The sequence below is a fragment of the Janthinobacterium sp. SUN120 genome (assembly GCF_030397735.1).
Lineage (GTDB): Bacteria > Pseudomonadota > Gammaproteobacteria > Burkholderiales > Burkholderiaceae_D > Janthinobacterium > Janthinobacterium kumbetense.
Map to the genome: position 1 here is coordinate 67747 of NZ_JAPUBW010000006.1, position 24626 is coordinate 92372.

Genomic DNA, 24626 nt, shown 5'->3' on the forward strand with positions numbered 1-24626 from the left:
TACCATGGGGGAAGTCCCATTCATACGACCTCCCCATGACCATCCGCCTGGAATCGCCGCAGCAAGCCGACGTGCAAACCCTGATCGCCGAGCTTGATGCATATCAACAGACCCTGTATCCGGCCGAGTGCGTCTACTCGCTGGACCTGGCGTCCGTGCCGTCCGATACCCTGCTGTTTGCCGTCGCCCGCGATGCGGCGGGCACGGCACGGGCCTGCGGCGCCATCGTCGTCACGCCCGCTTTCGGCGAGCTCAAGCGCATGTACGTGCACCCGGACAGCCGGGGACTGGGCCTGGCGAAACGTTTGCTGGCCTTGCTGGAAGAACAGGCGCTGGCGCGCGGCTGCCGCTTGCTGACCCTGGAAACGGGCATCCACCAGCCCGAGGCGATAGCCCTGTACGCGCGCCACGGCTACCAGCGGCGCGGACCGTATGGCGACTATCCCGACGACCCATTCAGTGTCTTCATGGAAAAACCGCTGCAGGCGGCCGCATGAGCGCGCCCAGCGACAGCTTGCTCGACATCCGCACGCGCCTGCGCGCCTTTGCCGACGAGCGCGACTGGGACCAGTTCCACACGCCGAAAAACCTGGCCATGGCCCTGTCCGTGGAAGTGGCGGAACTGGTGGAACATTACCAGTGGCTGGCCACGGGCGCGGATAGCGAACTGGACGAGGCGAAGCGCACGGGCATCCGCCACGAACTGGCCGACGTGCTGATGTACCTGGTGCGCCTGGCCGACAAGAGCGGCGTCGACCTGCACGCGGCCGTGCTGGAAAAGATGCAACTGAACGCACAGAAATACCCGGCACAGCAGGTGCGCGGCGACGCACGCAAATACAGCGAGTACTGATAGCGAGTACAGACACGCCCACCCGTGCGTGGCGGATGCGCAAAAAGGCGTAGCATTCAGGCATGCGTATTTATCGATTACTGCTGATCATAGGCTTGCTCCATGGCCCTATTGCGCTGGCGCAAACCGCCCCCGTGCCGCAGGTGAAGGTGGACGCCACGCGCGACCCCGTCGACAAGTCCTACCGCAAGATGCTGCAGGGCGTGGACCGCTTCGAGCGCGACCATGCGCTGGCGCCGCAGGCCGTGCTGCGCTTCCGCTTGCTGCCGCGCCAGCCCGGCGTGGACATGGCCGGTGTGCAGCTGCGCATCGCCGGCGACACGGTCAGCATCCCCTTGCCCCTGGCCGAAGACAACAGCTTTGCCCCCGTGCGCAATGCGCAAGCGGCGCGTGAAGACGCCGTGCTGCTGGCCAACCGCAAGGCCACCACCATGAGCTGGCGCGCGCAAGTCATCACGCCCGGCTTGCCGCCCGGCACGCGGCGCCTGGGCGACTTGCGCCTGGAATGCCGCGCCGGCATGGATTCCGGCCTGATCTCGAACGACCCGCAAATCATCGCCTGGCTGTCCAGCATGCTCTACAGCACAGATAAAGTGTGTTCCGAGCCGGACGGCAATTATCTGTTCTTCACGGACCGTCCCCTGTTCGGCGTGACCCTCGTGCATGGCGAGCGCCGCCTGGCGCTGCCGTTCACCATGCTGTACGCGGGCGGCGAGCAAACGCCCGCCTCGCTGCCCTATTGCGATTGCCAGGTCTTGCTTGACCGCACGTATTACGCGCCCTTGTGGGATAGCAACTGGCCGGACGACACCCTGCTGGAATTTATTTACATGGACGAGGTGGCGCCATGAAGTGGCTGTCGCTGATCTTGTTGACGCTGCTGGCCGCCTGCTCCGGCACGCGCGCCTTGCAAGCAAGCAAGAATGTGCCCTACACCACCCTGGAACAGACGGTGCAAGTGGGCAGCAGCACGCGCGAACAGGTGCGCGCCGCGCTGGGCGACAGCACGTCCATCCGTTTCGACAGCGGCAAGGAAGTGTGGATGTACACCTATCCGGCGGCCTCGGGCGCGCAGGGGGAATATGTGATTCTGTTTGGCGGGGATGGGGTGGTGAAGCAGGTGCGCAGCGGCGAGGTGTACCGGGTACGGAAGTGATTCCCGCCAGCATGGCGCTGGCGGGAGTGGCATGCTTATCGTGCCTTCAGCAAGGCCCGCGACGCGACGCCCGCGCCCACGCTGCGGCCCACGCCGGCAACCTTGCGCTTGGGCGACGCCTTCAATTTGAAGATGCCGATCGACTGGGCCACGCTGTCGGTGCGCTGCGCCAGGTTGGTGGCGGCCGCGGCCGCCTGCTCCACCAGCGCCGCATTCTGCTGCGTGATGCCATCCATGTGGATGACGGCCTGGTTGACTTGCCCGATGCCCTGGTTCTGCTCGCGCGTGGTCGAGGAAATCTCGTCCATCACTTCCGTCACGCGGGCTACCGAGGCGATCACTTCCGCCATGGTGGCACCCGCGTTGCTGGTCAGCACGCTGCCCGCGTTCACGGTGGCGATCGAATGGTCGATCAGGTTTTTCACTTCTTTCGCGGCCGTTGCCGAACGCTGCGCCAGGCTGCGCACTTCGCCGGCCACGACGGCGAAGCCGCGACCGTGCTCGCCCGCGCGGGCCGCTTCCACGGCCGCGTTCAAGGCCAGGATATTCGTCTGGAAGGCGATGCCGTCGATCAAGCCGATAATGTCGAGAATCTTGCGCGACGACGAGCTGATCTCATCCATCGTGGTGACCACTTCGCTGACGATGGTGCCGCCCTTGGCCGCCACGGTGGACGCCTGCGCCGCCAGGTCGTTGGCCGTGGCCACGTGGTCGGCGCTGTTTTGCACGGTCGACGTCAGTTCTTCCATGCTGGCCGCCGTCTGCTCCAGGCTGGACGCCTGCGATTCCGTGCGGCTGGACAAGTCCATATTGCCCGTGGCAATTTCCGCCGTGGTGATGCGGATATCCTCGAAGTTGGCGCGCACGTCGCCGATGATGCTGTGCAAGTTGATGTTGGTCTGGCGCAAGGCCGCCATCAATTGACCCATGTCATCGTCGCGCACCTTGTCGATGACGCCCGTCAAGTCGCCGCCGGCCATCTTGCGCGCCACCGTGATGGCGTCGCCCAGCGGGGCGACGAGGGAATTGTGCAGATGGGCCCAGAAATACAGCATCAGCGCCACGGCTGCGGCGGCGGCACCGCTGAGCCAGCTGCGCGTGGCCGTGCTCGTGTCGCCGTCGATATTCCACACGGCGCAACCGAGGATGGCCAGCACCACGCCGAAGACGATGCAATGCAGGGCCAGGTCTTGCGACAGGCTCAGCTTGCGCCACTCGGCCAGCTTGGCGGCCCAGCCCTGGCGCACGACACGGCCATTGCGGATCGCCAGGTTGGCAGAATTGCCGTCTTTGAAACTTTTATACAGGGCTGCCGCTTCGTTGATCTGCTCGCGCGTGGGCTTGGTGCGCACGGACATATAGCCGATCGGGCGGCCGCTTTCGATGACGGGCGTGATATTGGCGAAGACCCAATAGAAATCGCCATTCTTGCAGCGGTTCTTGACCATGCCGGTCCAGGGCATGCCCGTCTTGATGGTGTCCCACAGGTCGGCAAACGCTTCGGCCGGCATATCGGGATGGCGCAGGATATTCTGTGGCGCACCCAGCAGTTCCATTTCTGAAAAACCGCTGACTTCAATGAAATACTGATTGGCGTAATTGATGTTTCCCTGTAAATCCGTGGTGGAAACAATCGTCATGCCTTCATTTAATACGTATTCATTTTGCGTGATAGGCGTATTGACCCGCATCGTCGCTCCTCTATTTTTTTTCAACTAGCATAACAAAAACATAAAAACAATATACCACATCAAGCACCCATGATATATCGCCTCGACGACAGTGACGCCAGTCAAACAATTTAATAAAAGTCAATTCATTTATGTTTTAGGATTTACTTTGATTCAACTTGATTGATTTTATTGAAATGCAAAATTTAAATTGCGTGCATATACAATAATTAATAAAAAATTATGTATCGATGCAGCAGGCAATAAATATGGCGTTTGCACCGATAAAAATATGCAAAGGAGCCGTGGCCATTGCCGGCAGATGGCAGTACCTGCCGCCAACCATAACGCGGCAACCATGTTTATTTCTTGAGGGAAAATAAAAACTGGCGCGAATGCGCCAGTGGGGGATGTGTCTCCAATCCGCGACACAGGCGCCGGAGCGCCCGTGGGGATGGCTTACTTGTACGTTTTACGTGGCGGCGACTTCGGACGCGGCGGCGCAGGCTTGCGCTCCGTCGTTCCATCGTCCAGGCTGATGCGCAGTTTCTGGCCAGAAACGACGACCGATTTCAGGTGGTCGAGGATTTCCGGCGGCATGCCTTCTGGCAAGTCCAGCACGCTGTAGTTGTCAAAGATATCGATGCGGCCGATATGCTTGGCTTCCAGGTTCGCTTCGTTGGCGATGGCGCCGACGATGTTGCTTGGCGTTACGGCGTGCTCACGGCCCACTTCGATGCGGTAGGCCGTCACGCCCGGGCGTGGACGTTCCTTCTTCGGCGCGCGCGGGGCAACTTCGCCCGCGTCCGCCGGTGCATCCTTGAACGCTGGCGCGGACTTGGCGGCGAACGGCTTGCGCGGCGCGGCTGGTGGCGCCAGGTCCGGTGCGTCGCCGTCGCGGCTGATGCGCAGCTGTTGGCCCGCCACCCACACGGTTTTCAGCTGGTCCAGCAATTCTTTCGGCATGCTGTCCGGCAAGTCCAGGACGCTGTAGTCGTCATAGATTTCGATGCGGCCGATGTTTTTCGAATCGATGCCCGCTTCGTTGGCGATGGCGCCCACGATATTGCCCGGTTTCACGCCATGCTGATGACCTACCTCAATGCGGAAGGTTTGCATGCCGGCGTCGGCTGGACGCTGGATGCGTTCCTTTTTCGGGAAGGCCGGGCGCTCGCTGCGCTCGTTGCGGTCGAAGCGGTCATTGCGTTCGAAACGGTCATTGCGTTCAGGGCGGTCAAAGCGGTCTTGACGCGCAGGACGGTCGTCTTGCCACGTGGCTTGCTCGCGCGCCTTGTTCTTGTCCAGCAACAAAGGCACATTGCCACGCGCCATCTTCGCCAGGGCGGCGGCGATTTCGATGGCGGGAATGTTCTGTTCACGTTCGAAATCTTCGATCAGCGACTGGAACTGTTCCAGTTCGCCCAGGGCCAGGGTTTCGCTGATCTGTTCCTTGAACTTTGCGATACGCACGTCATTGACGGCCTGGATCGTCGGCAGTTCCAGCATGCCGATCGGCTGGCGGGTCGAGCGTTCGATGGCTTTGAGCAAGTTCTTTTCACGCGGGGTGATGAACAGGATCGCTTCGCCGCTGCGGCCGGCGCGGCCCGTGCGGCCGATGCGGTGGGTGTAGCTTTCCGGATCGTGCGGCACGTCGTAGTTGACGACGTGGCTGATGCGCTCGACGTCCAGGCCGCGGGCGGCCACGTCGGTGGCGACCAAAATGTCGATCTTGCCGTCTTTCAACTGCTGGATCGTGCGCTCGCGCTGGGCTTGCTGGATGTCGCCATTGATGGCGGCAGCCGAGAAGCCGCGGGCTTGCAACTTGCCGGCCAGCTCTTCCGTGCCCAGCTTGGTGCGGGCGAAGATGATCATGCCGTCAAACGCTTCCGCTTCCAGGATGCGGGTCAGCGCGTCGAGCTTGTGCATGCCCGACACCAGCCAGTAGCGCTGGCGGATGTTGTCGGCCGTGCCCGTCTTGGCGGCGACCGTCACTTCGGCCGGGTTCACCAGGTAGGTGGTGGCGATGCGCTTGATGACGGAAGGCATGGTGGCCGAGAACAGGGCCGTTTGATGGCCTTCCGGCGTTTCTTGCAAGATGCGTTCGACGTCGTCGATAAAGCCCATGCGCAGCATTTCATCGGCTTCGTCGAGTACCAGGGTTTTCAGCTTGGACAGGTCGAGCGAACCCTTGTCCAGGTGATCGATGACGCGGCCAGGGGTACCGACGACGACGTGCACGCCGCGGCGCAGGGCCGACAGTTGCGGGCCGTAACTTTGGCCGCCGTAGATCGGCAGCACGTGGAAGCCGGGGATGTGGGCGGCGTACACCTGGAACGCTTCGGCGACCTGGATGGCCAGTTCGCGCGTCGGTGCCAGGACCAGGGCTTGGGGTGAGCTTTGTTTCAGATCGATGCGCGACAGGATCGGCAAGGCGAAGGCGGCGGTCTTACCCGTGCCTGTTTGCGCCTGGCCCAGCACGTCGCGGTTCGCGAGCAATAATGGAATCGTCGCCGCCTGGATAGGCGACGGTGTTTCGTAACCGACATCCTTGAGCGCGCGAATCAGCGGCTCGCTCAGGTTAAGGTCGGAAAATAAGGAAATTGGTGTATCAGACATGAAATCACTCACAAGTTCGCTCGAATCGCCCAATGCGAAAGAGTGTATCTGCTAGTTTACTCTTTACTGGACCTTACCGGGTGGCTGCATGCCGCAGAACGCCGTTTTTTGCGCCATATCTACGTAAAAAAGCCAGAAAAATCGGCGATCCGCACGCATTTGGCGCGTGATTTTGCCAACATTAAACGATACACAACAATATGCCGGCTGCGCCTGTTCTGCGTGGCAACAGCTACGGCGGGCGCCGCGCCGCCACGGCGCCCGCCCCCGCTTCAGGTGCGCAAGAACTCCAGCAAGTCCTCGTTCAGCCTATCCTTGTGCGTCGTCGCCAGGCCGTGCGGCGCGCCCGCATACACGAGCAATGTGCTATCGATGATGAGCTCGGCAGTGCGGCGCGCCGAGGCGGCGATCGGCACGATCTGGTCGTCGTCGCCATGGATCACCAGGGTCGGCACGTCGAATCTGGCCAGGTCGCCCGTGAAATCCGTTTCCGAAAACTGCTTGATGCACAGGTAGGCGGCCGGCATGCCCGCCTGCATGCCTTGTCGCCAGAAACTGTCTCGCACGCCTTGCGACGGCTCCGCACCGGGCCGGTTGTAGCCATAGAAGGGCTCGCTCAAGTCGCGGAAAAACTGGCTGCGGTCGGCCTGCACGCCCGCGCGGATGGCGTCGAACGCGGACAGCGGCAAACCCAGCGGATTGTCGGCCGTTTGCAGCATCAGCGGCGGCACGGCGCCCACGAGCACGGCGCCGGCCAGGCGCTGCGTGCCATGGCGGCCGATGTAGCGCGCCACTTCGCCGCCGCCCGTCGAATGGCCGACGAGGGTGGCGCCCGTCAAGTCCAGCGCGGCGATCAGGGCGGCCAGGTCGTCGGCATAGGTATCCATGTCGTTGCCGCCGAACGGCTGGCTGGAACGGCCGTGGCCGCGCCGGTCGTGCGCGATGACGCGGTAGCCGCGCGAGGCCAGATAGAACATCTGGTCTTCCCAGGCGTCGGACGACAGGGGCCAGCCGTGGCTGAAGACGACGGGCGGGCCGCTGCCCCAGTCCTTGTAGTAGATCAAGGTGCCGTCGGCGGTACGCAGGGTATTGCTCGATTGCAAGTCAGGGCTAGTCATGGAACGCTCCTTGTCGGTGGACCAGCAGCCATTGTGGCCCCAATCGGCTGGCGCGCGCCGCGCGCTACGCCAGAGCATTGCGGTAGAGTAAGATTACCGCTGCTTTGCTTTCCCGTATTCACTTTTGGAGTTGTCATGCGTTTTCCCTTCGTCCTCGCCGCCAGCCTGTTCAGCACGGCTACCCTCGCCCAACCGCTCGTTGCCGAGGCGCCCCTGCGCGCCCACCTGTCCTTCCTGGCCGACGACTTGCTGGAAGGACGCGGCACGGGCCAGCGCGGCGGCGACCTGGCCGTGCGCTACCTGGAAACGCAGGCGGCCGTGGCCGGCTTGCAACCCTTGCCGGACGGCACGTATCGTCAGGCGCTGACCATCGTCGGCAGCAAGGCCTTGCCATCGAGCACAGTGACCTTCAGCGCGGGCGGCAAGACCTTGTCCCCCGCCTTCGGCCAGGACATCGTCTTTGGCGCGGCGAATGGCCAGCAGAAAGTGGCGTTCGACGCGCCCATCGTATTCGCCGGCTACGGCATCCGCGCCCCCGAAGAGCAGTGGGACGACTTCAAGGGTGCTGATTTAAAAGGAAAAATGGTCATCCTGATGGTCAACGACCCGCAGCCGACCGTTGCCGAACCGAACCGCTTTGCCGGCAAGTCGCTGACCTGGTACGGCCGCTGGGTCTACAAGTACGAGGAAGCGCTGCGCCAGGGCGCCGCCGGCGTGCTGCTGATCCACACGACGGCGTCCGCGTCGTATCCGTGGTCGGTGCCGGCCAACGGTTTCGGCCATGAACGCTTCAACCTGGCCGGCGCGGGCAATGCGATGGAAGGCTGGCTGCAGGAAGACATGGCGCGCGCCCTGTTCCAGGCCGGCGGGCAAGACCTCGATGCCTTGCGCGCGCAGGCGGAAACGCGCGAATTCCGTCCCGTGGCCTTGAACGCGACTGTCAAGGTGCTCTTGAACAGCCAGATCCGCAGCATCGAGCAATTCAACGTGGCCGGCATCGTGCCGGGCACGGATCCGAAACTCAAGGACGAAGCCGTGATTTACTCTGCGCACTGGGACCACCTGGGCAAGGATGACGAAGGCAGCGCCCGCTCAGGGCAAAGCGACCACATCTACAACGGCGCCATCGACAATGCCTCGGGCGCGGCGGCCCTGCTGGCCATGGCGCAGGTTGCGGTAAAACAACCTGCACGGCGCACGCAGATCTTCCTGTGGCCGGCCGGCGAGGAAACGGGCATGCTGGGCAGCACGGCCTACACGCGCAAGCCCCTGTGGCCGCTGGCGAAAACGGCCGCCGACCTGAACCTCGACAGCATGAATTTCGTCGGCAAGACGCACGACATCGGCGTGGCCGGCGCCGAGCGCAGCAGCCTGTACGCGAGCGCCGCCAAGGTGGCCAAGCGCATGGGCTTGCGTTTGGCGCCCACCATTCCCGACCTGTCCGGCGCGTTTTACCGGGCCGACCATTTTGCGTTTGCCAAAGCTGGCGTGCCCGCCTTCAACGTGGGCTCGGCCGTGTTTTCCGGCGACGGCTCGTTCGACTTCGTCAAGGAGCCGAAAGCGTCCGGCGAGCGCCTGGTGGCGTTCAAGAAGGATTATCACCAGGTAACGGATGAATACCACCCGTCGTGGGATTTATCGGGCATGGTGCAGCAGGCGCAATTCACCTTGAACCTCGGCTATGAAGTGGCGAACGACAAGAATTTGCCTACATGGAACAAAGGCGAAGCGTTTGGCAAGGTCAAACGCTAGACGCCATGAAAAACACCGGCCTGTGCCGGTGTTTTTTAAGAGTGCTGGACAAAATGTTCAGGGCTAGGCGTGTTGCCGAAGACAGTACGAATGTACGGCGAGGCAACGCAACAACGCCATGGACTTTTTGTCAGGCGCTCTAAATTGCCATGATGCGTTTCAGGTCGACGAAGGCCGTTTCATACAGGTGCTGGAACGCGCCGATCATGACTTCTTCCACGCCTTCGGCCGCGTCGAACTCGCTGGCCCATTCCGCCACGCAGGAAGCGCCGCCCGGCTCGCCCGTGACGCGCAGGGTGGAGCGGTAGTTCTTGACGGGGATCGGCCCCGAGACGATGGTGTAGCTGTAGCTCTTGTCCGCCTCGCTGTAGCTTTGCAGGCGTTCGGCGATGACGGCGCCGTCCGTGGTTTTCAGGCGGCGCACCCGGCCGCCGTGCTCGGACAGGCTGGTCTTGATCGAGCTCGACCATTCAGCCAGCGACTGGAAGCCGCCGATAAAATCCCACACGCGTTCGGCGCTTGCCGCCAATGTTACAGAAACAATTACTTGGGCCATCTTTAATTCGGTTCCTCATCCAGGTTTGCCGGGCGCCGCGCCCAGCCGGCCGGAGTTGCCCGGCACAGCCGCTATTTTAGCGCCCACGCGGCTTTGCTGCTGAGCGGGCATCCTCGGCCATCCTGATTTCGGTCCCCGTCTTACAGATTTTCCGCCAAGAAAATCAAGGAATTGCCGTGCGCGTGGGCGGCGGCGCGCTGCTGGTAGCTGTCGCGGTGGGTGCAGTTGAAACCGTGCTCGGCGCCTGGGTAGATATGGATTTCCACGTCTTGCCGGTCTTCGAAGCGTTCGGCGATCTTTTGCACGGCTTCCGGCGGAATGTGGCTGTCCTGGCCGCCGAAATGCATGAGCAGCGGCACCTGCATGCGGTCGGCCAGGTCCAGCTTGTTCTGGATGCCGCCGCCGTAATAGGCGATGGCCGCGTCGACCAGGCCAGCCGCGGCCGTCTGGAACGACAAGCGGCCGCCGAAGCAGTAGCCGACGGAGGCCAGCTTGCCCGTCACTTCCGGACGTGCGCGCAGGACGGCGATGGTGGCCTTGATATCGGCGTCGGCGTGGGCATTGTCGGTAGCTTGCATCAGTTCGACGGCGCGCTTCCAGCCGTCCGCGTCATAGCCCAGTTCGATGTGCGCACCGGCGCGCCAGAACAGGTCGGGCACCAGCACCACATAGCCATCGGCCGCATACTGGTCGGCCACGGCGCGGATGTGCTCGTTGACGCCGAAAATTTCCTGCAACAGGATGATGGCGGGGCCCTTGCCCACGTGCGGCACGGCCAGGTAAGCCTGGAAGCTGCCGTCCGGGCCGGCGATATCGATCCACTGCGATGTTGTGCTCATAGAAACTCCAGTCTGAGGTTGGGGGGGAATGCCACAGCCAGGCATGTTACTGGTTTTTCCCTCTTTCTGCGCCCACCCTTTGTCCTGGCTCAATACATCTCGCGCAGGTAAATCACCGGGCCCGACTTGAAGACGCCAAAGACGACTGTGCCCACGGTGCTGGGCAAGTACGCGATGCCGGGCACGGACACATCGACGCTGCCGGTCTTGCCGGCGCCGGGCGCCGCCACAATCAGGCGTCTATTCGACGGCAAGATGCCCTTGTCGAACGTATAAGTAACAGTCGTGCCAGCGGGGAATGCAAAGTCCTTGCACGCCAATGTTTTCTTACAATTGGCAAACACCACCTGCGCGCTGCCGAAGGCGCTGATGCTGTCCAGCAGACTGGTGACCCAGGTCTTGCCGTCCCAGTACTGCGCCTGCACGGCCAGGCGCACGGGATAGCGCTCGGAACCGTAGTCATGCGGCACCATCAGGCGGCCCGTGAACACGGTCAGCTGCGCTTCCTTGCCATCGGCCGGCGCCGAGCTCACATTGCCAGCTGCCGGATAGGCATACGTCGCGCGCAGCAGCAGCCCCGTCGGCGATGCCAGCGCTGTCGGCTCCTTGGGCACGGCATAGGCGGCGGGGAAGCTGTAGGCGATGGCGCGCGTGGCAACGCCATTGGTAAAACTGGTGACGGGTAGGCCCGTCACGGCCGCAGGTACTGTTGCCCCATCCGTCAGCGTGCTGCCCGATGGCGCCGTGGGCGGATATTTGTTGTTCCCCGTGGCCGCGTCATACGGGACCAGCGGCACCTGCGTTTTGTTGATGTCGGCATTCCTGGCGTCGAAGTTCTTCGTCTCGTTGCCGGCGGCCGTCTGGGCGCGGATGGTCAGGTCGAAGGGCTGGCGCGAATACACGGCGCGGTTGCCGGCGCACACGAGCGGCGCGCTGCACGGGAAAGGAAACTCCGTCTTCGTCCCCCCCGGGAGGTCCACTTGCTTGACGACCAGTTCCGTCACAAAGTGGTGCGGGTAGAAGAGCACGGTATCGCTCGTCCCCGGTGACGTCAGGCTGCTGCCCAGATAACCGTTTTGCAGCGCGGCCGTGAAATTGATCTTGCCCACTTCGGGCCAGACCAGCGGCGGCGCCGTGATGATGCCCCCTTTCGTCACGAAATCGAGATCGCCGCTGACCTGCGGATTGACTACGCCTGTGTAGAGCGGCGCCTGCAGATTACGGTCGAGCACGACTGTTTGCACGGCGACACCGCTTTCGTTGCCGAAATTCTTCGTCACGGCATCGAGCGCGTTGACGGCCGATAACGTGATGGTCGTCCCCGCCACGAGGGGCGCTGCCGCCAGGCCCGCGCGCTGAATCGGCGCCAGCTTCGTGAACAGAAATTTCTTCGGCGCCACGACGACCGTGCCGTTGCCTTTCATGTCCAAACCTTTGTCGCTGCCGCTGTCCGGCTTGTAGGCAGCCGTCAGGATCAGCGCTCCCGCATCGGCATACAGCATGTTCGGCTTGGCCACGCCGTCGGCGCCAAACGTCACATTCACCTTGGTGCTCGCCACGGCGCAGCTGCTCTGGTCGCTGCCAGCCAGGGCGACATAGCTATTTTGGACGCTGTCAAAGATGCGCGCAGGCAATGTTCCCTTGTCCGGATTGCTGTACCCGCAAGTCAGGTTCAATTGCTTGGTCTGGCTGGCGAACATGGGCACGCACACGTCCCTGTTGCCGGACGAGGTCTGCAAGGCGCTGATTTCCAGTACGGCCACGTCCTCCGCGTAGCGCGGAACGCCGCTTACCTGGAAGCCGCTGGAAAGAAAGCTGATCTGGCAATTGCTCGTGTTGCCGCCGCTCTTGCACACCAGCGCGCCAGTCGTGGCGGGCGTGCTGACCAGGCTCAGGGTGGCGATGCCCACCGTGGTCTGGCGCACCGTGACATTGGGATTGACGCCGCTGGTATCGATCTGCGTCGGCACGCCGCCCGGGCTGACGGTGACGCTGGGGCTGGGACTACCCTTGTACACCGCGCTGCAGTTGGCATCGGCACAGGCAGTCACCGTCACCGTGGGTACCTGGCAAGTGAGCGCCGTCAGCGGGTGCTCGATCTGGAAATGGTGCAGTCCGGTCGGCGTGCCGGGCCCGCACTTCGGCCCCATCGGTTCATTGAAGGCCCAGCCGCTGTTGTTCGTCACGCAACTGCACGGGTTCGATGGCGTATACGCCTTGCAAGTGATGGTTTGCTGCACCCGGCCCTGCCAGCCCAGAGTGATGTGGTCGACCTTGGCGTTGCCCGTGATATAGGCGTTGGACGAGTCGAGGGTCACCTCGCCAGCGTCCACATTGCCCTTGATGCCATTGCCGGAGGCGATCGTCAAAGAATTGCTCGCGTCCACGTCGCCCGTGACGAGCAGGCCCGAGGCCTTCAAGTCGATGGTCGGCGATTTCAGGTTGCCCGTCACCTGGCTGCCGGAACCGATGGTCAGCGACGTGGTCGCCGTGATATCGCCCTGGATGCGGGTACTGGCGGGCAGGATGTTGACGACGGTGCCGCTGATGGCCCCGTTGATGACGGAACCCGAGGCAATTTCCACCGGGCCCTTGGCGCTGATCTTGCCCGTCACCTTGACGTTGTTCGAGCCCATCTTGATGGTCGTGGCCGAAATATTGGCCGTGACGGTCTGTTCCTGCGCGCCCATGAGGAAAGTGCCGCCTTCGGCTGTCAGGTTGCCCCCCGTTACTTTCAGGTTCGGTGGATTGATATCCTTGATATCCAGGTTGCCCTTGACCGTCAGCGTAGCGTCGCCGCTCATCGTCAAGCCCTGGTTATAACTCATCGCCAGGGAACTGTTGACCGTCACGGCATACGCGCTGCCGATGACGATGACGTCGGTAGAGCTCAGCGCCAGCGAGGCGCAAGTATATTGGGTGCTGGACGCCGGCAGGTTGCAGCCGCTGACGGCGCCGCCATTGAAGTTGAGCGTGGCCGCGTGGGCAAGGGTTGAGCCCAGCAGCAATGTCAGGGCGGCAAAAATGTGGAGTAAGCGCACGATATCGAGGAATCCGGTGGGTGGGGAGCCAGCGGGCGCGCGGATTATTTCATGCTAACCTACGCCATCGCTGTTGTTGCATTATGGCAGTATTTATCCCCCTCGCGCATATCGCATGATCAAGCAAAGCCCCAAAGAATTCCCCCTGCGCACGGTCGACATCATCGTCTATCCCGGCTTCAAGGCGCTCGAAGCCATCGGCGCCATGAAAGTGTTTGATTACGCCAACACCCATTTGCGCCTGCGCAATCTGCCCGGCGGCTACGACGTGCGCATCGCCTCGACAGCCATCGGCCCGGTCGAGTCGGACACCCTGATGTCGCTGCACGCCAGCAAGGCGCTCGATGTGAACCGCCTGCCCGACCTGGCCGTCATCGTCGGCTGCCACCACGTCGAGCAAGTCTTGCAGGACATTCCCGCCCTCGCCGCCTGGGTGGCCGAGGCGGCGCCGCGCATCGATACCCTGGCGGCCCTATGCACGGGCTGCTTCTTCCTGGCCGAGGCCGGCGCGCTCGACGGCAAGAGCGCCGCCACGCACTGGAGCGCCGTGGACAGCCTGCGCCAGCGCTATCCATTGATACAGGTCAATGCCGATGCGATTTTCGTGCGGGAAGGGAAATTCTGGACGTCGGCCGGCGTGACGGCCGGCATCGACCTGGCGCTGGCCCTGGTGGAAGACGATTTCAGCCGCGATATCGCGCTGGAAGTGGCGCGCGACCTGGTCGTGTATCTGAAGCGGCCCGGCGGCCAGTCGCAGTTTTCCGTGCACCTGTCGAGCCAGATGACGACGCACCCGACCATCCGCCAGTTGCAGGGCTGGATCATGGAACATCTTGCCGAAGAGCTTACCGTGCCGCTGCTGGCGGCCAGGCTGGCCATGAGCGAGCGCAATTTTACGCGCGTGTTCCAGCGCGAAACAGGCACCAGCCCCACGGAATTCATCGACACGGCCCGCTTTGAAGTGGCGCGCCGCTTGCTGGAAGACAATGTGTCTTCCTTAAAACAGGTGGCCGTACAGGCGGGCTTGCACAGCGAGGACAGGCTGCGCCGCCTGTTTCAAAAGAAACTCGCCATCACGCCGCGCGATTACCGCGAGCGCTTTTCCAGCACGGCGCGCTAGGCGCAGCGGGAATCAGCGCGGCTTGCCGTGACGCACGTGGCGCGTGGCCAGTTGGCGGCTCTGCCGGGCCAGCGGCGTAAACAGGAGTGCGCACAGCAGATACGTGGCCAGCAGCGCCAGCCAGATGGCGGGCGTGGCGAGGCTGGCGGCATTGCTCCACCACAAGGCCAGCAGGGAAGACAGGGCCGCGCCGAGGAAGACGGGCAGCATGCGGCGCAAGGTCGCGAGGTAGGCAGTGGCAAACATGGACGGCTCCCGAAGCAAGGCGGTGATGTCTTCACACTAGCAGGGGCAAGCAACGAAGTACAGCGCGCCGCCCTGCCCCGTCCGTCAAGTGTTGCGCAATGAGTACAGTCAGATAAAATTAATACAACACGACGGAACGGATCGATTCGCCGCTCTTCATCAGGTCGAAACCTTCGTTGATGCGTTCGAGCGGCAAGCGGTGCGTGATCAGGTCGTCAATGATGAGCTTGCCTTCCATATACCAGTCGACGATCTTCGGCACGTCCGTGCGGCCCCGCGCGCCGCCGAAGGCCGAACCGCGCCATTCGCGTCCCGTCACCAGCTGGAATGGACGCGTGGAAATTTCCTGGCCTGCCGCCGCCACGCCGATGATGAAGGACTTGCCCCAGCCCTTGTGCGTGCACTCGAGCGCCTGGCGCATCAGGGTCGTGTTGCCGACGCACTCAAACGAATAATCGGCGCCGCCATCCGTCAGTTGCACGATGGCATCGACGACGTTTTCCACTTCGTTGGGATTGATAAAATGCGTCATGCCGAACTTGCGCGCGATGGCCTGGCGCGCCGGATTGATGTCGATGCCGATGATTTTATCGGCGCCCACCATCTTCGCCGCCTGGATCACGTTCAGGCCGATGCCGCCCAGGCCGAACACGGCCACGTTGGCGCCCGCCTCGACCTTGGCCGAGAACAGCACGGCGCCCACGCCCGTCGTCACGCCGCAGCCGATGTAGCAAACCTTGTCGAACGGCGCGTCGGAGCGGATTTTCGCCAGCGCGATTTCCGGCACGACGATGTAATTGGAAAAGGTGGACGTGCCCATGTAATGGAACAGCGGCTGGCCATTCAGCGAAAAGCGGCTGGTGGCGTCCGGCATCAGGCCGCGGCCCTGCGTGGAGCGGATGGCTTGGCACAGATTGGTCTTTTGCGACAGGCAGAATTTGCACTGGCGGCATTCCGGCGTGTACAGGGGAATGACGTGGTCATCCTTTTTCAGGGTCGTCACGCCCGGGCCCACGTCGACGACGACGCCGGCGCCTTCATGGCCGAGAATGGCGGGGAAGATGCCTTCCGGGTCGGCGCCGGACAGGGTGTAGTAATCGGTATGGCAGATGCCCGTGGCTTTCAGCTCGACCAGCACTTCGCCGGCGCGCGGGCCGGCCAGGTCGACTTCTTCGATGGTCAGCGGGGCGCCCGCTTTCCAGGCAATCGCGGCTTTGGTTTTCATGTGTGTCATTCCTGCTCGGTTTCAGATGCGCCATTATCGGGCGCCGGCGGGCGCGGTGGCGCAAGTGCCGGCGCGCTTGTCTGAAAACGCGGCGCATTTGTCCGATGCCACCGTACGTTTGCGCCAGCTCAAACTTCCCGCCGCAAAGACGCGCATTCTTGGCACAAGCCCATCCCCTCTTGAGCAGCCATTGCGTCGTTCCCGCAGGAGACTGACATGCGCCATTTCCTTTCCCGCTTGCCGCTGCCCTGGCTGGCCCTGCTGCTGGCATGCTGCCTGGCGCTGCTGGCTGCCTGTGGCGGCGGCCATCACCACCCTGCGCCGGGCGCCACCACGGGGAACCTGGCAGTCACCATCGGCGGCTTGCCGGCCGGCGTGGCAGGCGCCGTCACGGTCACGGGGCCTGCGTCGTACAGCAAGACGCTGACGGCCAGCACCACGCTCACCGGCCTGGCGCCCGGCGCCTATGCGGTGAGCGCCGCCAGCGTGACGCAAGGCACGGGGACGCTGTCGCCCACGCCCGTCACGCAGCAGCTGCAAGTCACTGCGGGGGCGACGGCCAGCGCCAGCGTCACGTATGCGGCAGCCACGCCGCTGACCCTGCGCCTGCAGGAAGTGGCCAGCGGACTGGATGCTCCCCTCTTCCTCACGGCGCCGCCCGGCGACAGCCGTTTGTTCATTGTCGAACGGGCCGGCCGCATCCGCGTGATGCAGAACGGCAGCCTGCTGGCCACGCCCTTCCTCGACATCAGTACGCTCACCACCACCAGCGGCGAACGGGGCTTGCTGTCGCTGGCCTTTCATCCGCAATACGCCAGCAATGGCTATTTCTTCATCTATTACACCAACCTGGCCGGCGACATCGTCATCGAGCGGCGGCAAGTGTCAGCGGGCAACGCCAACGTGGCCGATCCCCTGTCGGCGCTGGGCATCCTCACGATTGCCCACCCCACGTTCAGCAACCACAATGGCGGCTTGCTCAGCTTTGGCCCGGACGGCTATCTGTATGCGGGCACGGGCGACGGCGGCAGCGGGGGCGACCCGCCCGGCAACGCGCAAAACACGAATGTGCTGCTCGGTAAACTGCTGCGCCTGGACGTCAACGCCAGCAGCGTCGCCCAGCCGTACACCATTCCACCCGATAATCCCTTTGCCACGGCGGGCGGACGCCCTGAAATCTGGGCCTACGGCTTGCGCAATCCGTGGCGCTACGCCTTCGACGCGCCGGCCCAGCTGCTGTATGTCGCCGATGTGGGCCAGGCCAGCTGGGAAGAGGTCGACGTGCGGCCCGTGAGCCAGGCGGGCAACAACTACGGCTGGAACATCATGGAAGGCGCGCAGTGCTACAACAGCCCCAGCTGCAACCAGACGGGGCTGGTCTTGCCCGTCATCACCTACGGCCACGATACGGCCGGCGGCTGTTCGATCACGGGCGGCTATGTGTACCGGGGCGCAGCCCTGCCGGAACTGGCGGGGCAATACCTGTATTCCGACTACTGCAGCGGCTGGCTGAAAAGTTTCAGCTACGGCAATGGCACGGCCTCCGCCGTGACGGACTGGGGTATCGCGAACGTGGGCAACATCGTGTCGTTCGGCCAGGATGGCCAAAACGAGCTGTACATGCTGAGCGGCACGGGCAAGGTGTACCGGATCGTACGCAAATAAGCGTCCGTAAATAGCGCGCGCAAGCAGTCATGGAGGCGCACGCCTGGGGCGGCATTTTTCGACGGGGTGCGGGGAACCGGCTAGAATTGGCATTTTCGCCGCGCCCTGCGCACCAGCCCAAGAGAACACCATGGCCCGTTTGAAACTTGAATTTCCCGAAGACCAGTACTGCTATTCCTCGCAACTGACGGTACGCACGACGGACATCAACGCCGGCAACCATCTCGGCAACGATTCCATGATTTCCATGATTTCCGAGGCCCGCGCCCGCTTCCTGTTCGAATATGGCGTGCGCGACATCGAAGCGGACGGTACCGGCATCATCGTCACCGACCTGGCCACCACCTACCGCGCCGAAGCCCATGCGCGCGACCAGTTGCTGTTCGAAGTGGGCGTCATGGATTTCAACAAGTATGGCGGCGACATCACCTTCCGCATCACGCGCCCGCGCGACAGCACCCTGATCGCGATGGCCAAGTCCGGCTTTGTGTTTTTCAACTATAAGCTCAGCCAGGTCGTGCCCATGCCGGAAGATTTCGGCAGCAAGTTCCCGCAGGTGAACTGGATCGATTGAGGCGCGGTACATTCCGGCCATCATCCTGTATGCTTGTCAGGATGATATGTAAAATTGACCTGCGCCGCGCCGGCGCCTGCCTGCTGGCCGCCGTCTGCGCGATGGCCGCACCCGGCATCGGCCATGCCGCGCCGCAAACCGTCATCCTGTACGGCGACGACGACTATGCGCCGTACAGCTATGTGGAAAACGGCGTCTTCAAGGGCATGTATGTCGATATCCTGCGCCAGGCGGCCAGCACGATGCCCGGCTACCGGCTGGAACTGCAGCCGCGTCCCTGGAAGCGGGGCCTCGACGCGCTGGAAAAGGGCCAGGTGTTCGGCCTGTTTCCGCCCGGACGCAAGACGGAACGGCCCTACGTGCAGCCGTATTCGGCCATGCTGTACCGCGAATCGGTGGTGCTGTTTTGCCATGACGCCGTCATGCGCACGCCGCGCACGCGGTTTCCCGCCGACTTTGCCGGCCTGACCATCGGCGTCAATACGGGGTTTTTACTCTCGGAAAAATTGATGGCGCCGGCCCGCGAGGGACTGCTGCGCCTGGAAGCGGCCAAGGGCAATGAAGCCAATCTGAAAAAACTGGCCTTGCGGCGCATCGATTGCTACGCCAGCGACCGTGGCGCGGCACGCCACACGGCGCGCCGGCTGGGCGGCGAACTGGCCCGTTACGGCTTTGCCTTGCACGAAGTGCTGGAATTGTCGTCCGAAGCCACGTACATCGCCTACAGCGCGCGCAACACCCCTGCCTACAAGGCCGACTTCGTCGCGCAGATGAATGCCGCCCTGCTGGCCCTGCGGCATAGCGGCCAGCTGGCGCGCATCGAACACGCTTATTTGCGCTGAACGTCGCGCGGCTGCAAGGTCATGACGGGATGGCTGCGGCCCTGGGGCTGGACGCCGAAGGTATTCTTGAACCAATCGTCGATCATGCGCTTTTCATAGCGCAAGGCATCGTTGCTGGGATAACGATTGATATGCTGCAAATAGGACATGTCCGACAGGTAGGCATTGCCGCTGGCGATGACCTTGCCCTGCTGCTCGAGCGTATAGCGCAAGCGCAGCCGCGGCCAGTCCGCGCGGCCCGTCATCACGCGCACATCGAAGGCGCCGCGGCGCGCCGGGTCTTCGCGCCCCGCCAGGTCGACATCGGTGATCTCGATCCGGAGCTCCTGGCCATGCGGCAAGCCCTTGCCCAGCCAGCTAAAGTGATTGGCCAGGCCCTCCAGGACCTGCTCCCGGTCTCGCGAACTGAACGGTACATCGGAATAGTCGTCGGGCTTGTCGAACGTCACCTGGACGCCTGCCCAGGCGCTGCTGCCAGCAGCCAGCGCCAAGGCGGCTATCCATGCCTTCGTCATGCTGGAAATACGCATATGCATTCCTTTCAGAAAGTTCACGGGCAGGCAGCTGCCGCAATGCCGGCATCTGCCTGTTTCCCGTTTGACTATAGCCTGAAGTGAAAATTTCCGGAGCGCAATACGTTTCGTGCAGCGCAGGCCCGGCGCCCAGCCGCGCAGCCTACTTGCGGGCCTTGCGCTTGACCTTGATGCCAAAGGTATCGGCATACCATTCGTCGATCATCAGCTTTTCATAACGCAACTTTTCATTGCTGAAGTAAGGATTGATACGGCTCAGGTAAGACATGTCGGACAGCGCGGCATCGGCGCTGCTGATGACCTTGCCATTCTGTTCCAGCACATAGTGCAGGCGCATGCGCGGCCAGTCGACCCCGCCATTCATGACGCGGATATCCTGGCCGGCACGCAGGTTGGGATTCTCACGTCCCGCCAGGTCCACGTCCGTCACGTCGATTTTCAAGGTCTGCCCGGGTGGCAGCAATGCGCCCAGCTTTTCGAAATGCCGGCTCAGTTCTTTCAACACCTCTTCCCGCTCGTGCGGGTCGAACGGTACATCCGTGAATTGATCCGGCTTGCTGAAATGCACTTCCGTTCCTGCCCAGGCCGCGCTGCTGGCCAGCAAGGCCAGACCGGCGATCAGGGCGCGCGTCGTTTGCTTTTGCATGATGTACCCTTTCAGGAAATGTACGTGGCATGGCGCCACTTTCTTATGCTTGTTTAATATAACGCGCTACCTTCCATTCTGGCGCGTAATTCATACCTTGTTACTTTTCCGCTTTTCCGCCAGAACAGCAAGACGCCGTATTTTTTTACAGATTCATTGGCAATATTAACTAAAACAAAGTATTGTCTTGAAAATATAGTTGCCTAAGCGATAAAGTATAGATAGTGTCAGCAGCATGGATTTAAAGTGCCTTTTTGGCATGGATGTTGCATGATTTTAGTCAATTGTTCTTGCTTATTGTTAATACTTAGCTGTCAGTCTACAATCGACAAAATGCGCCCGAAAAACGCGCAACGCCAGTGGTGGCGCACAGCTTAGTCTGGCGCAGGCGTCTCAGCATTGCGTCAGTTATGCCTTTTAGCGGAACTCGTCCTTATGTCATTTTTGTCTTCAGCCTCGCCCAAGTTACCCCCCTGGAAAGTCCTGCTCGTCGACGATGAACCCGACATCCACGACATCACGGAACTGACGCTGAGCCGTTTCCGGCTGGAAGGCCGCGCGCTGAGCTTCGTGCATGCGTACAGCGGCGCCGAAGCCAAGCAGGTGCTGGCGCGCGAAGCAGGCATCGCGCTGGTGTTTCTCGACGTGGTGATGGAGCGCGAAGACAGCGGCCTGGAAGTGGCGCGCTGGATGCGCGAAGACCTGGGCAACCAGTTTACGCGCATCGTGCTGCGCACGGGACAGCCGGGACAGGCGCCGGAAGAACGGGTGATCGTCAACTACGACATCAACGACTACAAGGAAAAGACGGAACTGGACCGCACCAAGCTGTTCACCACCACCTTTGCCGCCCTGCGCGCCTACCGCGACATCATGAAGGTGGAAGAGGCTCGCCAGGCCCAGCTCCATTACCGCGAGGGACTCGAGCGCGTCATCGCCGCCTCGGCGCACATCTTCAAGCAGCGCAACCTGCGCGACTTCGCCAGCGGCCTGCTGCAGCAAGTCGTCGCCCTGCTGCGCCTGGAAACGAGCATGCTGCTGCGCCTGCGCGGCGCCAGCGCCATTTCGGGCGAACAGGATTATGAAATCCTCGCGCAGATCGGCGACACGGATGACGGCATCCTCAGCCCTTCCCTGCTGTCGCAGCTGGACGATGCCAAGAGCAACAAGATCTCGCGCCTGCATGGCGACACCTATGTCGGCTATTTCCCGAACAGCAGCGGCAAGGCCTCCTTGCTGGTACTCAAGGGCGTGGAAGAAATCTCCGACCTCGATGCGCAATTGCTGGAAGTCTTCTGCTCGGGCGTGGCGATCGCCTTCGACAACATCCTGCTGACGCAGGAAATCACCGATACCCAGGCCGAGCTGATCCTGCGCCTGGGCGACGTGGTCGAATCGCGCTCGCACGAAGGGGGCAACCACGTGCGCCGCATGGCCGAAGTGTGCCAGCTGCTGGCGCAGGCGTCCGGCATGTCGGAAGAAGAAACCATGGTGCTGCGCCATGCGGCGCCCATGCATGACATCGGCAAGATTTCCACGCCCGACGCCGTGCTGCTCAAACCTGGCAAGCTCGACGCGGCCGAATGGGAAATCATGAAGCAGCATCCGACGGTGGGCATGTCCATCCTCGACGGCTCGCAGCGCCCGCTGTTGAAGGCGGCCGCCGTGATCGCCCACCAGCACCACGAAAAATACGACGGCAGCGGCTACCCGCAAGGCCTGGTCGGCGAGCACATCCACAAATACGCGCGCATCGCCGCCGTCGCCGACGTCTTCGACGCCCTCATGCACAAGCGCTGCTACAAGGACGCCTGGCCCCTGGAGCGCGTGGTCAGCTACCTGCGCGAAGTCAGCGGCAGCCACCTCGATCCGCAATATGTGGAATTGCTGATTGCGAATCTGGATGAGGCGCTTGCGCTGAATCAACGTTTTCCAGACTAGCAGACCGGATTACGCGGTTCGTCCAAGAACCAAGTGCCCCCTGAGCAATACGCACGCCGGCAAAACACGCTTCGGCCCAGGTCTCCAAGACGGGCATTCCGGGCCAAGCGGACCTGAAAAATATCGAGGGCAAGGCGCAGCGACGCAGACAGTACGCATGTACGGCAAGGAGCTGCAACGCCGCCATCGGCATTTTCTCAGGCCCGCGTCTCCGGCCCACCGCTTTTAGGTTTTCAAGGACACATCATTGAACCCGAGCGGGAAACGGATTTTATAGTGCAATCCCATCCCCGGCGCGCTGACCACCTTCACCGTGCCGCCCAGCGGTCCCGTCACCAGGTTATACAGAATATGCGCGCCCAGGCCGCTGCCGCCGGAACCCCGCTTGGTCGTGAAGAAAGGGTCAAACAACTGGCCCAGGGTGGCGCTGTCCATGCCCATGCCGTCGTCGCTGTAGTCGAGTTCCAGCATCTCGCCGGCCGTGCGCACACTGATCCTGATCTTGCCCGGCTCGCCTTCGACAAAGCCATGCACGAGTGAATTGACCACCATGTTCGTGACGATCTGCGAGACGGCGCCCGGATAGCTGCGCAGCTGCACCTCGGGCGCGCAATCGATTTCCACCTTGACGGGCTTGCCCTTCAGCTTGGGCTGCAAGGACAGCAGGATTTCATCGAGGTATTTGCGCAAGTTAAAGCTGCGCAATTCGTCCGACGACTGGTCCACAGCCACCTGCTTGAAGCTGCGCACCAGCGCCGCGGCGCGTTGCGTGTTCGTCGTCATGATGCGCAAGGTCTGGTCGATGATGTCGAAAAATTGCCGCAAGCCATCTTCATCGAGCTGGCCGCCTTCCAGGTCTTCGCGCGTGAGCTTCAATTCCTGCACCAGGTGGCTCGTGGCCGTCACGCAAATGCCCAGCGGCGTATTGATTTCATGCGCCACGCCCGCCACCAGGCGTCCCAGCGAAGCCAGTTTTTCCTGGCGCACCAGTTCCGACTGCGCTTCCTGCAAGGCGCTCAGGGCGCTATTCAGGGCCGCGTTCTGCTCTTCCAGCGCTTCCTTGGCGCGGCGCATGGCGCTGTCGGCCTGGATGCGGGCCATCGCCACGGCCACATGGCTGGCCATGAAGGCCAGCACGTCCAGTTCCGCCTGGCCATACACGACGGACGTGTCATAGCTTTGCACGATGATCACGCCATATTTCCGGTCGCCCAGCAGCATGGGCGCGCCCATCCAGCTGGCGATGCTGGTATTGCCCAGCGGCTCTTCCATTTCGCCGCTGGCCACCAGCGCCGCATAGCTGTCCGCATCGAGCAGGCAAGCCTGGCGCCGCGCCAGCACATAGGAACTCATGCCGATGCCGTAATGAAAGCGTTTCACGGGCGCCTGCGCATCCTTTTCGTCGACGAAATACGGGATCGTGATGTCCTTGTTGTCCGGGTGATACAGGGCGATGAGGAAATTCTTCGCCGTCACCAGCTCGCTGATGATGGCGTGCAGGCGCGCGTACAGGGTCGTCGCATCGGATGCCTGCGCCGACAGGTTGGCGATTTCATACAGCGCATGCTGCAGGTTTTCCGCGCGACGCCGCTCGGCCACCTCGTGCGCCAGCAGGGCCGTGCGCTCCTGCACCGCCTTTTCCAGCCGGTCCATGCTTTGCATGCCTTGCAGCGCGCTCGACACGTGCGTGGCGATCAGCGCGAACAGGGCCTGGTCTTCCAGGCTGAAGCGGTGCTGAGCGTCGTAGCTCTGGATGACGATGGCGCCCAGCACCTGGTGCTGCTGGTCCAGCAGCGGACAGCCGATCCAGTGCTCGGCCGCCGTGCCGCCGCCCCAGGCGCCGCCGCCGATGGCGCGCATGGCGTCGTCGTCGGCCGTCATCACCAACTGCTTGCGGTTGACGATGACCCACGCCGTGGGCGACTGCGCGGCGCTGGCCAGGCGCACGCCCTCGTCCGGGTCGGGCGCGGCGTCGAATTCGTCGACAAAATAGGGAAAGCGCACGAGGCCGTCGTCGCGGTCGCTGAGCGCGACATAGAAGTTCGCCGCATACATGATGCGTCCCAGCGCCGCATGCACCGCCTGCAGGAATTCACTGATATCGCTGCAGGTGCTCGAGCGCTGCCCGATTTCCAGCAACACGGTTTGAACGGCTTCCAGGCGGCTGAGACGGCTTTCCATGGGTGACTATGTACCTTGTGCAAGTATATGTTCTGAAAATCAATATTATCAG

General features: G+C 62.5%; 21 protein-coding genes. 10 read left to right on the top strand and 11 right to left on the bottom strand.

Annotated features, from left to right (window positions below):
• The first annotated feature begins 35 nt into the window (after positions 1–35).
• The 4 genes from O0879_RS24765 (at position 36) to bamE (ending at position 2009) form a co-directional block, all read left to right on the top strand.
• Positions 36–497 carry a GNAT family N-acetyltransferase gene (locus O0879_RS24765; protein WP_289905644.1) on the top strand — a complete coding sequence of 154 codons (462 nt, stop codon included), beginning with the start codon at positions 36–38 and terminating at the stop codon, positions 495–497.
• The gene (locus O0879_RS24770; RefSeq protein WP_289905645.1) at positions 494–853 is read left to right on the top strand and encodes a nucleotide pyrophosphohydrolase; all 360 of its coding nucleotides are present in this window, start codon (positions 494–496) and stop codon (positions 851–853) included. Before O0879_RS24765 ends, O0879_RS24770 begins: the two co-directional genes overlap by 4 nt.
• A gap of 62 nt (positions 854–915) precedes the next feature.
• Positions 916–1704: a hypothetical protein gene (locus tag O0879_RS24775; protein WP_289919290.1), complete on the top strand. Its 789-nt coding sequence runs from the start codon at positions 916–918 to the stop codon at positions 1702–1704.
• Positions 1701–2009 (top strand): outer membrane protein assembly factor BamE, encoded by a 309-nt coding sequence (gene bamE / locus O0879_RS24780; protein ID WP_289905647.1) that lies wholly within the window; start codon positions 1701–1703, stop codon positions 2007–2009. Before O0879_RS24775 ends, bamE begins: the two co-directional genes overlap by 4 nt.
• Before the next feature lie 35 nt (positions 2010–2044).
• Here the strand turns inward: bamE and O0879_RS24785 are convergent, their stop codons facing one another.
• The 3 genes from O0879_RS24785 to O0879_RS24795 form a co-directional block, all read right to left on the bottom strand.
• Positions 2045–3700, bottom strand: coding sequence for a PAS domain-containing methyl-accepting chemotaxis protein (locus O0879_RS24785; protein WP_099665611.1), 1656 nt, complete (start codon positions 3698–3700; stop codon positions 2045–2047).
• 438 nt (positions 3701–4138) lie between these two features.
• Entirely contained in the window at positions 4139–6295 is a 2157-nt protein-coding gene (locus O0879_RS24790) for a DEAD/DEAH box helicase (protein ID WP_251349280.1), read from the bottom strand.
• A 272-nt stretch (positions 6296–6567) separates the two neighbouring features.
• A complete protein-coding gene (locus O0879_RS24795) occupies positions 6568–7413 on the bottom strand; it encodes an alpha/beta hydrolase (RefSeq protein WP_289919292.1) in 846 nt (281 codons plus the stop codon).
• Between the two features lie 135 nt (positions 7414–7548).
• Here O0879_RS24795 and O0879_RS24800 point away from each other — a divergent pair, with 135 nt between their 5' ends.
• Positions 7549–9165, top strand: coding sequence for a M28 family peptidase (locus O0879_RS24800; protein ID WP_289919295.1), 1617 nt, complete (start codon positions 7549–7551; stop codon positions 9163–9165).
• A gap of 139 nt (positions 9166–9304) precedes the next feature.
• On the opposite strand, the gene O0879_RS24805 is transcribed toward O0879_RS24800, so the two are convergent.
• The 3 genes from O0879_RS24805 to O0879_RS24815 form a co-directional block, all read right to left on the bottom strand.
• Positions 9305–9721 (bottom strand): SRPBCC family protein, encoded by a 417-nt coding sequence (locus O0879_RS24805; RefSeq protein ID WP_289919296.1) that lies wholly within the window; start codon positions 9719–9721, stop codon positions 9305–9307.
• A gap of 140 nt (positions 9722–9861) precedes the next feature.
• Complete coding sequence (locus O0879_RS24810; protein WP_289919297.1) at positions 9862–10560, bottom strand: dienelactone hydrolase family protein; 699 nt, start codon at positions 10558–10560, stop codon at positions 9862–9864.
• 89 nt (positions 10561–10649) lie between these two features.
• The gene (locus O0879_RS24815; protein ID WP_289919298.1) at positions 10650–13601 is read right to left on the bottom strand and encodes a DUF6701 domain-containing protein; all 2952 of its coding nucleotides are present in this window, start codon (positions 13599–13601) and stop codon (positions 10650–10652) included.
• A 115-nt stretch (positions 13602–13716) separates the two neighbouring features.
• Between O0879_RS24815 and O0879_RS24820 the strand changes: the two genes are divergently transcribed.
• Complete coding sequence (locus tag O0879_RS24820; RefSeq protein WP_289919299.1) at positions 13717–14721, top strand: helix-turn-helix domain-containing protein; 1005 nt, start codon at positions 13717–13719, stop codon at positions 14719–14721.
• Between the two features lie 12 nt (positions 14722–14733).
• Here the strand turns inward: O0879_RS24820 and O0879_RS24825 are convergent, their stop codons facing one another.
• Together O0879_RS24825 and O0879_RS24830 are read right to left on the bottom strand one after the other, a co-directional pair.
• Entirely contained in the window at positions 14734–14967 is a 234-nt protein-coding gene (locus tag O0879_RS24825) for a hypothetical protein (RefSeq protein WP_034784311.1), read from the bottom strand.
• Between the two features lie 118 nt (positions 14968–15085).
• Positions 15086–16192 (bottom strand): S-(hydroxymethyl)glutathione dehydrogenase/class III alcohol dehydrogenase, encoded by a 1107-nt coding sequence (locus O0879_RS24830; RefSeq protein WP_289919300.1) that lies wholly within the window; start codon positions 16190–16192, stop codon positions 15086–15088.
• Positions 16193–16408: 216 nt separating this feature from the next.
• Between O0879_RS24830 and O0879_RS24835 the strand changes: the two genes are divergently transcribed.
• The 3 genes from O0879_RS24835 to O0879_RS24845 all read left to right on the top strand — a co-directional run bounded on the left by O0879_RS24835 (position 16409) and on the right by O0879_RS24845 (position 19273).
• Entirely contained in the window at positions 16409–17857 is a 1449-nt protein-coding gene (locus O0879_RS24835) for a PQQ-dependent sugar dehydrogenase (protein ID WP_289919301.1), read from the top strand.
• Between the two features lie 130 nt (positions 17858–17987).
• Entirely contained in the window at positions 17988–18431 is a 444-nt protein-coding gene (locus O0879_RS24840) for a thioesterase family protein (RefSeq protein ID WP_077399141.1), read from the top strand.
• Positions 18432–18472: 41 nt separating this feature from the next.
• Positions 18473–19273 carry a transporter substrate-binding domain-containing protein gene (locus O0879_RS24845; protein ID WP_289919304.1) on the top strand — a complete coding sequence of 267 codons (801 nt, stop codon included), beginning with the start codon at positions 18473–18475 and terminating at the stop codon, positions 19271–19273.
• On the opposite strand, the gene O0879_RS24850 is transcribed toward O0879_RS24845, so the two are convergent.
• A complete protein-coding gene (locus O0879_RS24850; protein ID WP_289919306.1) occupies positions 19261–19803 on the bottom strand; it encodes a DUF3016 domain-containing protein in 543 nt (180 codons plus the stop codon). The genes O0879_RS24845 and O0879_RS24850 overlap by 13 nt on opposite strands.
• Positions 19804–19948: 145 nt before the next feature.
• The gene (locus tag O0879_RS24855; protein ID WP_289919308.1) at positions 19949–20452 is read right to left on the bottom strand and encodes a DUF3016 domain-containing protein; all 504 of its coding nucleotides are present in this window, start codon (positions 20450–20452) and stop codon (positions 19949–19951) included.
• A 435-nt stretch (positions 20453–20887) separates the two neighbouring features.
• Here O0879_RS24855 and O0879_RS24860 point away from each other — a divergent pair, with 435 nt between their 5' ends.
• Positions 20888–22393: a DUF3369 domain-containing protein gene (locus O0879_RS24860; protein ID WP_289919309.1), complete on the top strand. Its 1506-nt coding sequence runs from the start codon at positions 20888–20890 to the stop codon at positions 22391–22393.
• Between the two features lie 225 nt (positions 22394–22618).
• Here O0879_RS24860 and O0879_RS24865 read toward each other — a convergent pair whose 3' ends face one another.
• On the bottom strand, positions 22619–24574 hold the full coding sequence (locus O0879_RS24865; protein WP_289919314.1) for a GAF domain-containing sensor histidine kinase: 1956 nt from the start codon (positions 24572–24574) through the stop codon (positions 22619–22621).
• Positions 24575–24626: the final 52 nt, after the last annotated feature.

Excerpts from the sequence above, each read along its gene's own strand:
- O0879_RS24800 (WP_289919295.1), top strand. The coding sequence starts at position 7,549 with ATGCGTTTTCCCTTCGTCCTCGCCGCCAGCCTGTTCAGCACGGCTACC.
- O0879_RS24860 (WP_289919309.1), top strand. The coding sequence starts at position 20,888 with ATGTCATTTTTGTCTTCAGCCTCGCCCAAGTTACCCCCCTGGAAAGTC.
- O0879_RS24775 (WP_289919290.1), top strand. The coding sequence starts at position 916 with ATGCGTATTTATCGATTACTGCTGATCATAGGCTTGCTCCATGGCCCT.
- O0879_RS24865 (WP_289919314.1), bottom strand. The coding sequence starts at position 24,574 with ATGGAAAGCCGTCTCAGCCGCCTGGAAGCCGTTCAAACCGTGTTGCTG.
- O0879_RS24840 (WP_077399141.1), top strand. The coding sequence starts at position 17,988 with ATGGCCCGTTTGAAACTTGAATTTCCCGAAGACCAGTACTGCTATTCC.
- O0879_RS24785 (WP_099665611.1), bottom strand. The coding sequence starts at position 3,700 with ATGCGGGTCAATACGCCTATCACGCAAAATGAATACGTATTAAATGAA.
- bamE (WP_289905647.1), top strand. The coding sequence starts at position 1,701 with ATGAAGTGGCTGTCGCTGATCTTGTTGACGCTGCTGGCCGCCTGCTCC.
- O0879_RS24845 (WP_289919304.1), top strand. The coding sequence starts at position 18,473 with ATGATATGTAAAATTGACCTGCGCCGCGCCGGCGCCTGCCTGCTGGCC.
- O0879_RS24770 (WP_289905645.1), top strand. The coding sequence starts at position 494 with ATGAGCGCGCCCAGCGACAGCTTGCTCGACATCCGCACGCGCCTGCGC.
- O0879_RS24810 (WP_289919297.1), bottom strand. The coding sequence starts at position 10,560 with ATGAGCACAACATCGCAGTGGATCGATATCGCCGGCCCGGACGGCAGC.
- O0879_RS24855 (WP_289919308.1), bottom strand. The coding sequence starts at position 20,452 with ATGCAAAAGCAAACGACGCGCGCCCTGATCGCCGGTCTGGCCTTGCTG.
- O0879_RS24825 (WP_034784311.1), bottom strand. The coding sequence starts at position 14,967 with ATGTTTGCCACTGCCTACCTCGCGACCTTGCGCCGCATGCTGCCCGTC.
- O0879_RS24830 (WP_289919300.1), bottom strand. The coding sequence starts at position 16,192 with ATGAAAACCAAAGCCGCGATTGCCTGGAAAGCGGGCGCCCCGCTGACC.
- O0879_RS24790 (WP_251349280.1), bottom strand. The coding sequence starts at position 6,295 with ATGTCTGATACACCAATTTCCTTATTTTCCGACCTTAACCTGAGCGAG.
- O0879_RS24850 (WP_289919306.1), bottom strand. The coding sequence starts at position 19,803 with ATGCGTATTTCCAGCATGACGAAGGCATGGATAGCCGCCTTGGCGCTG.
- O0879_RS24795 (WP_289919292.1), bottom strand. The coding sequence starts at position 7,413 with ATGACTAGCCCTGACTTGCAATCGAGCAATACCCTGCGTACCGCCGAC.
- O0879_RS24835 (WP_289919301.1), top strand. The coding sequence starts at position 16,409 with ATGCGCCATTTCCTTTCCCGCTTGCCGCTGCCCTGGCTGGCCCTGCTG.
- O0879_RS24820 (WP_289919299.1), top strand. The coding sequence starts at position 13,717 with ATGATCAAGCAAAGCCCCAAAGAATTCCCCCTGCGCACGGTCGACATC.
- O0879_RS24805 (WP_289919296.1), bottom strand. The coding sequence starts at position 9,721 with ATGGCCCAAGTAATTGTTTCTGTAACATTGGCGGCAAGCGCCGAACGC.
- O0879_RS24765 (WP_289905644.1), top strand. The coding sequence starts at position 36 with ATGACCATCCGCCTGGAATCGCCGCAGCAAGCCGACGTGCAAACCCTG.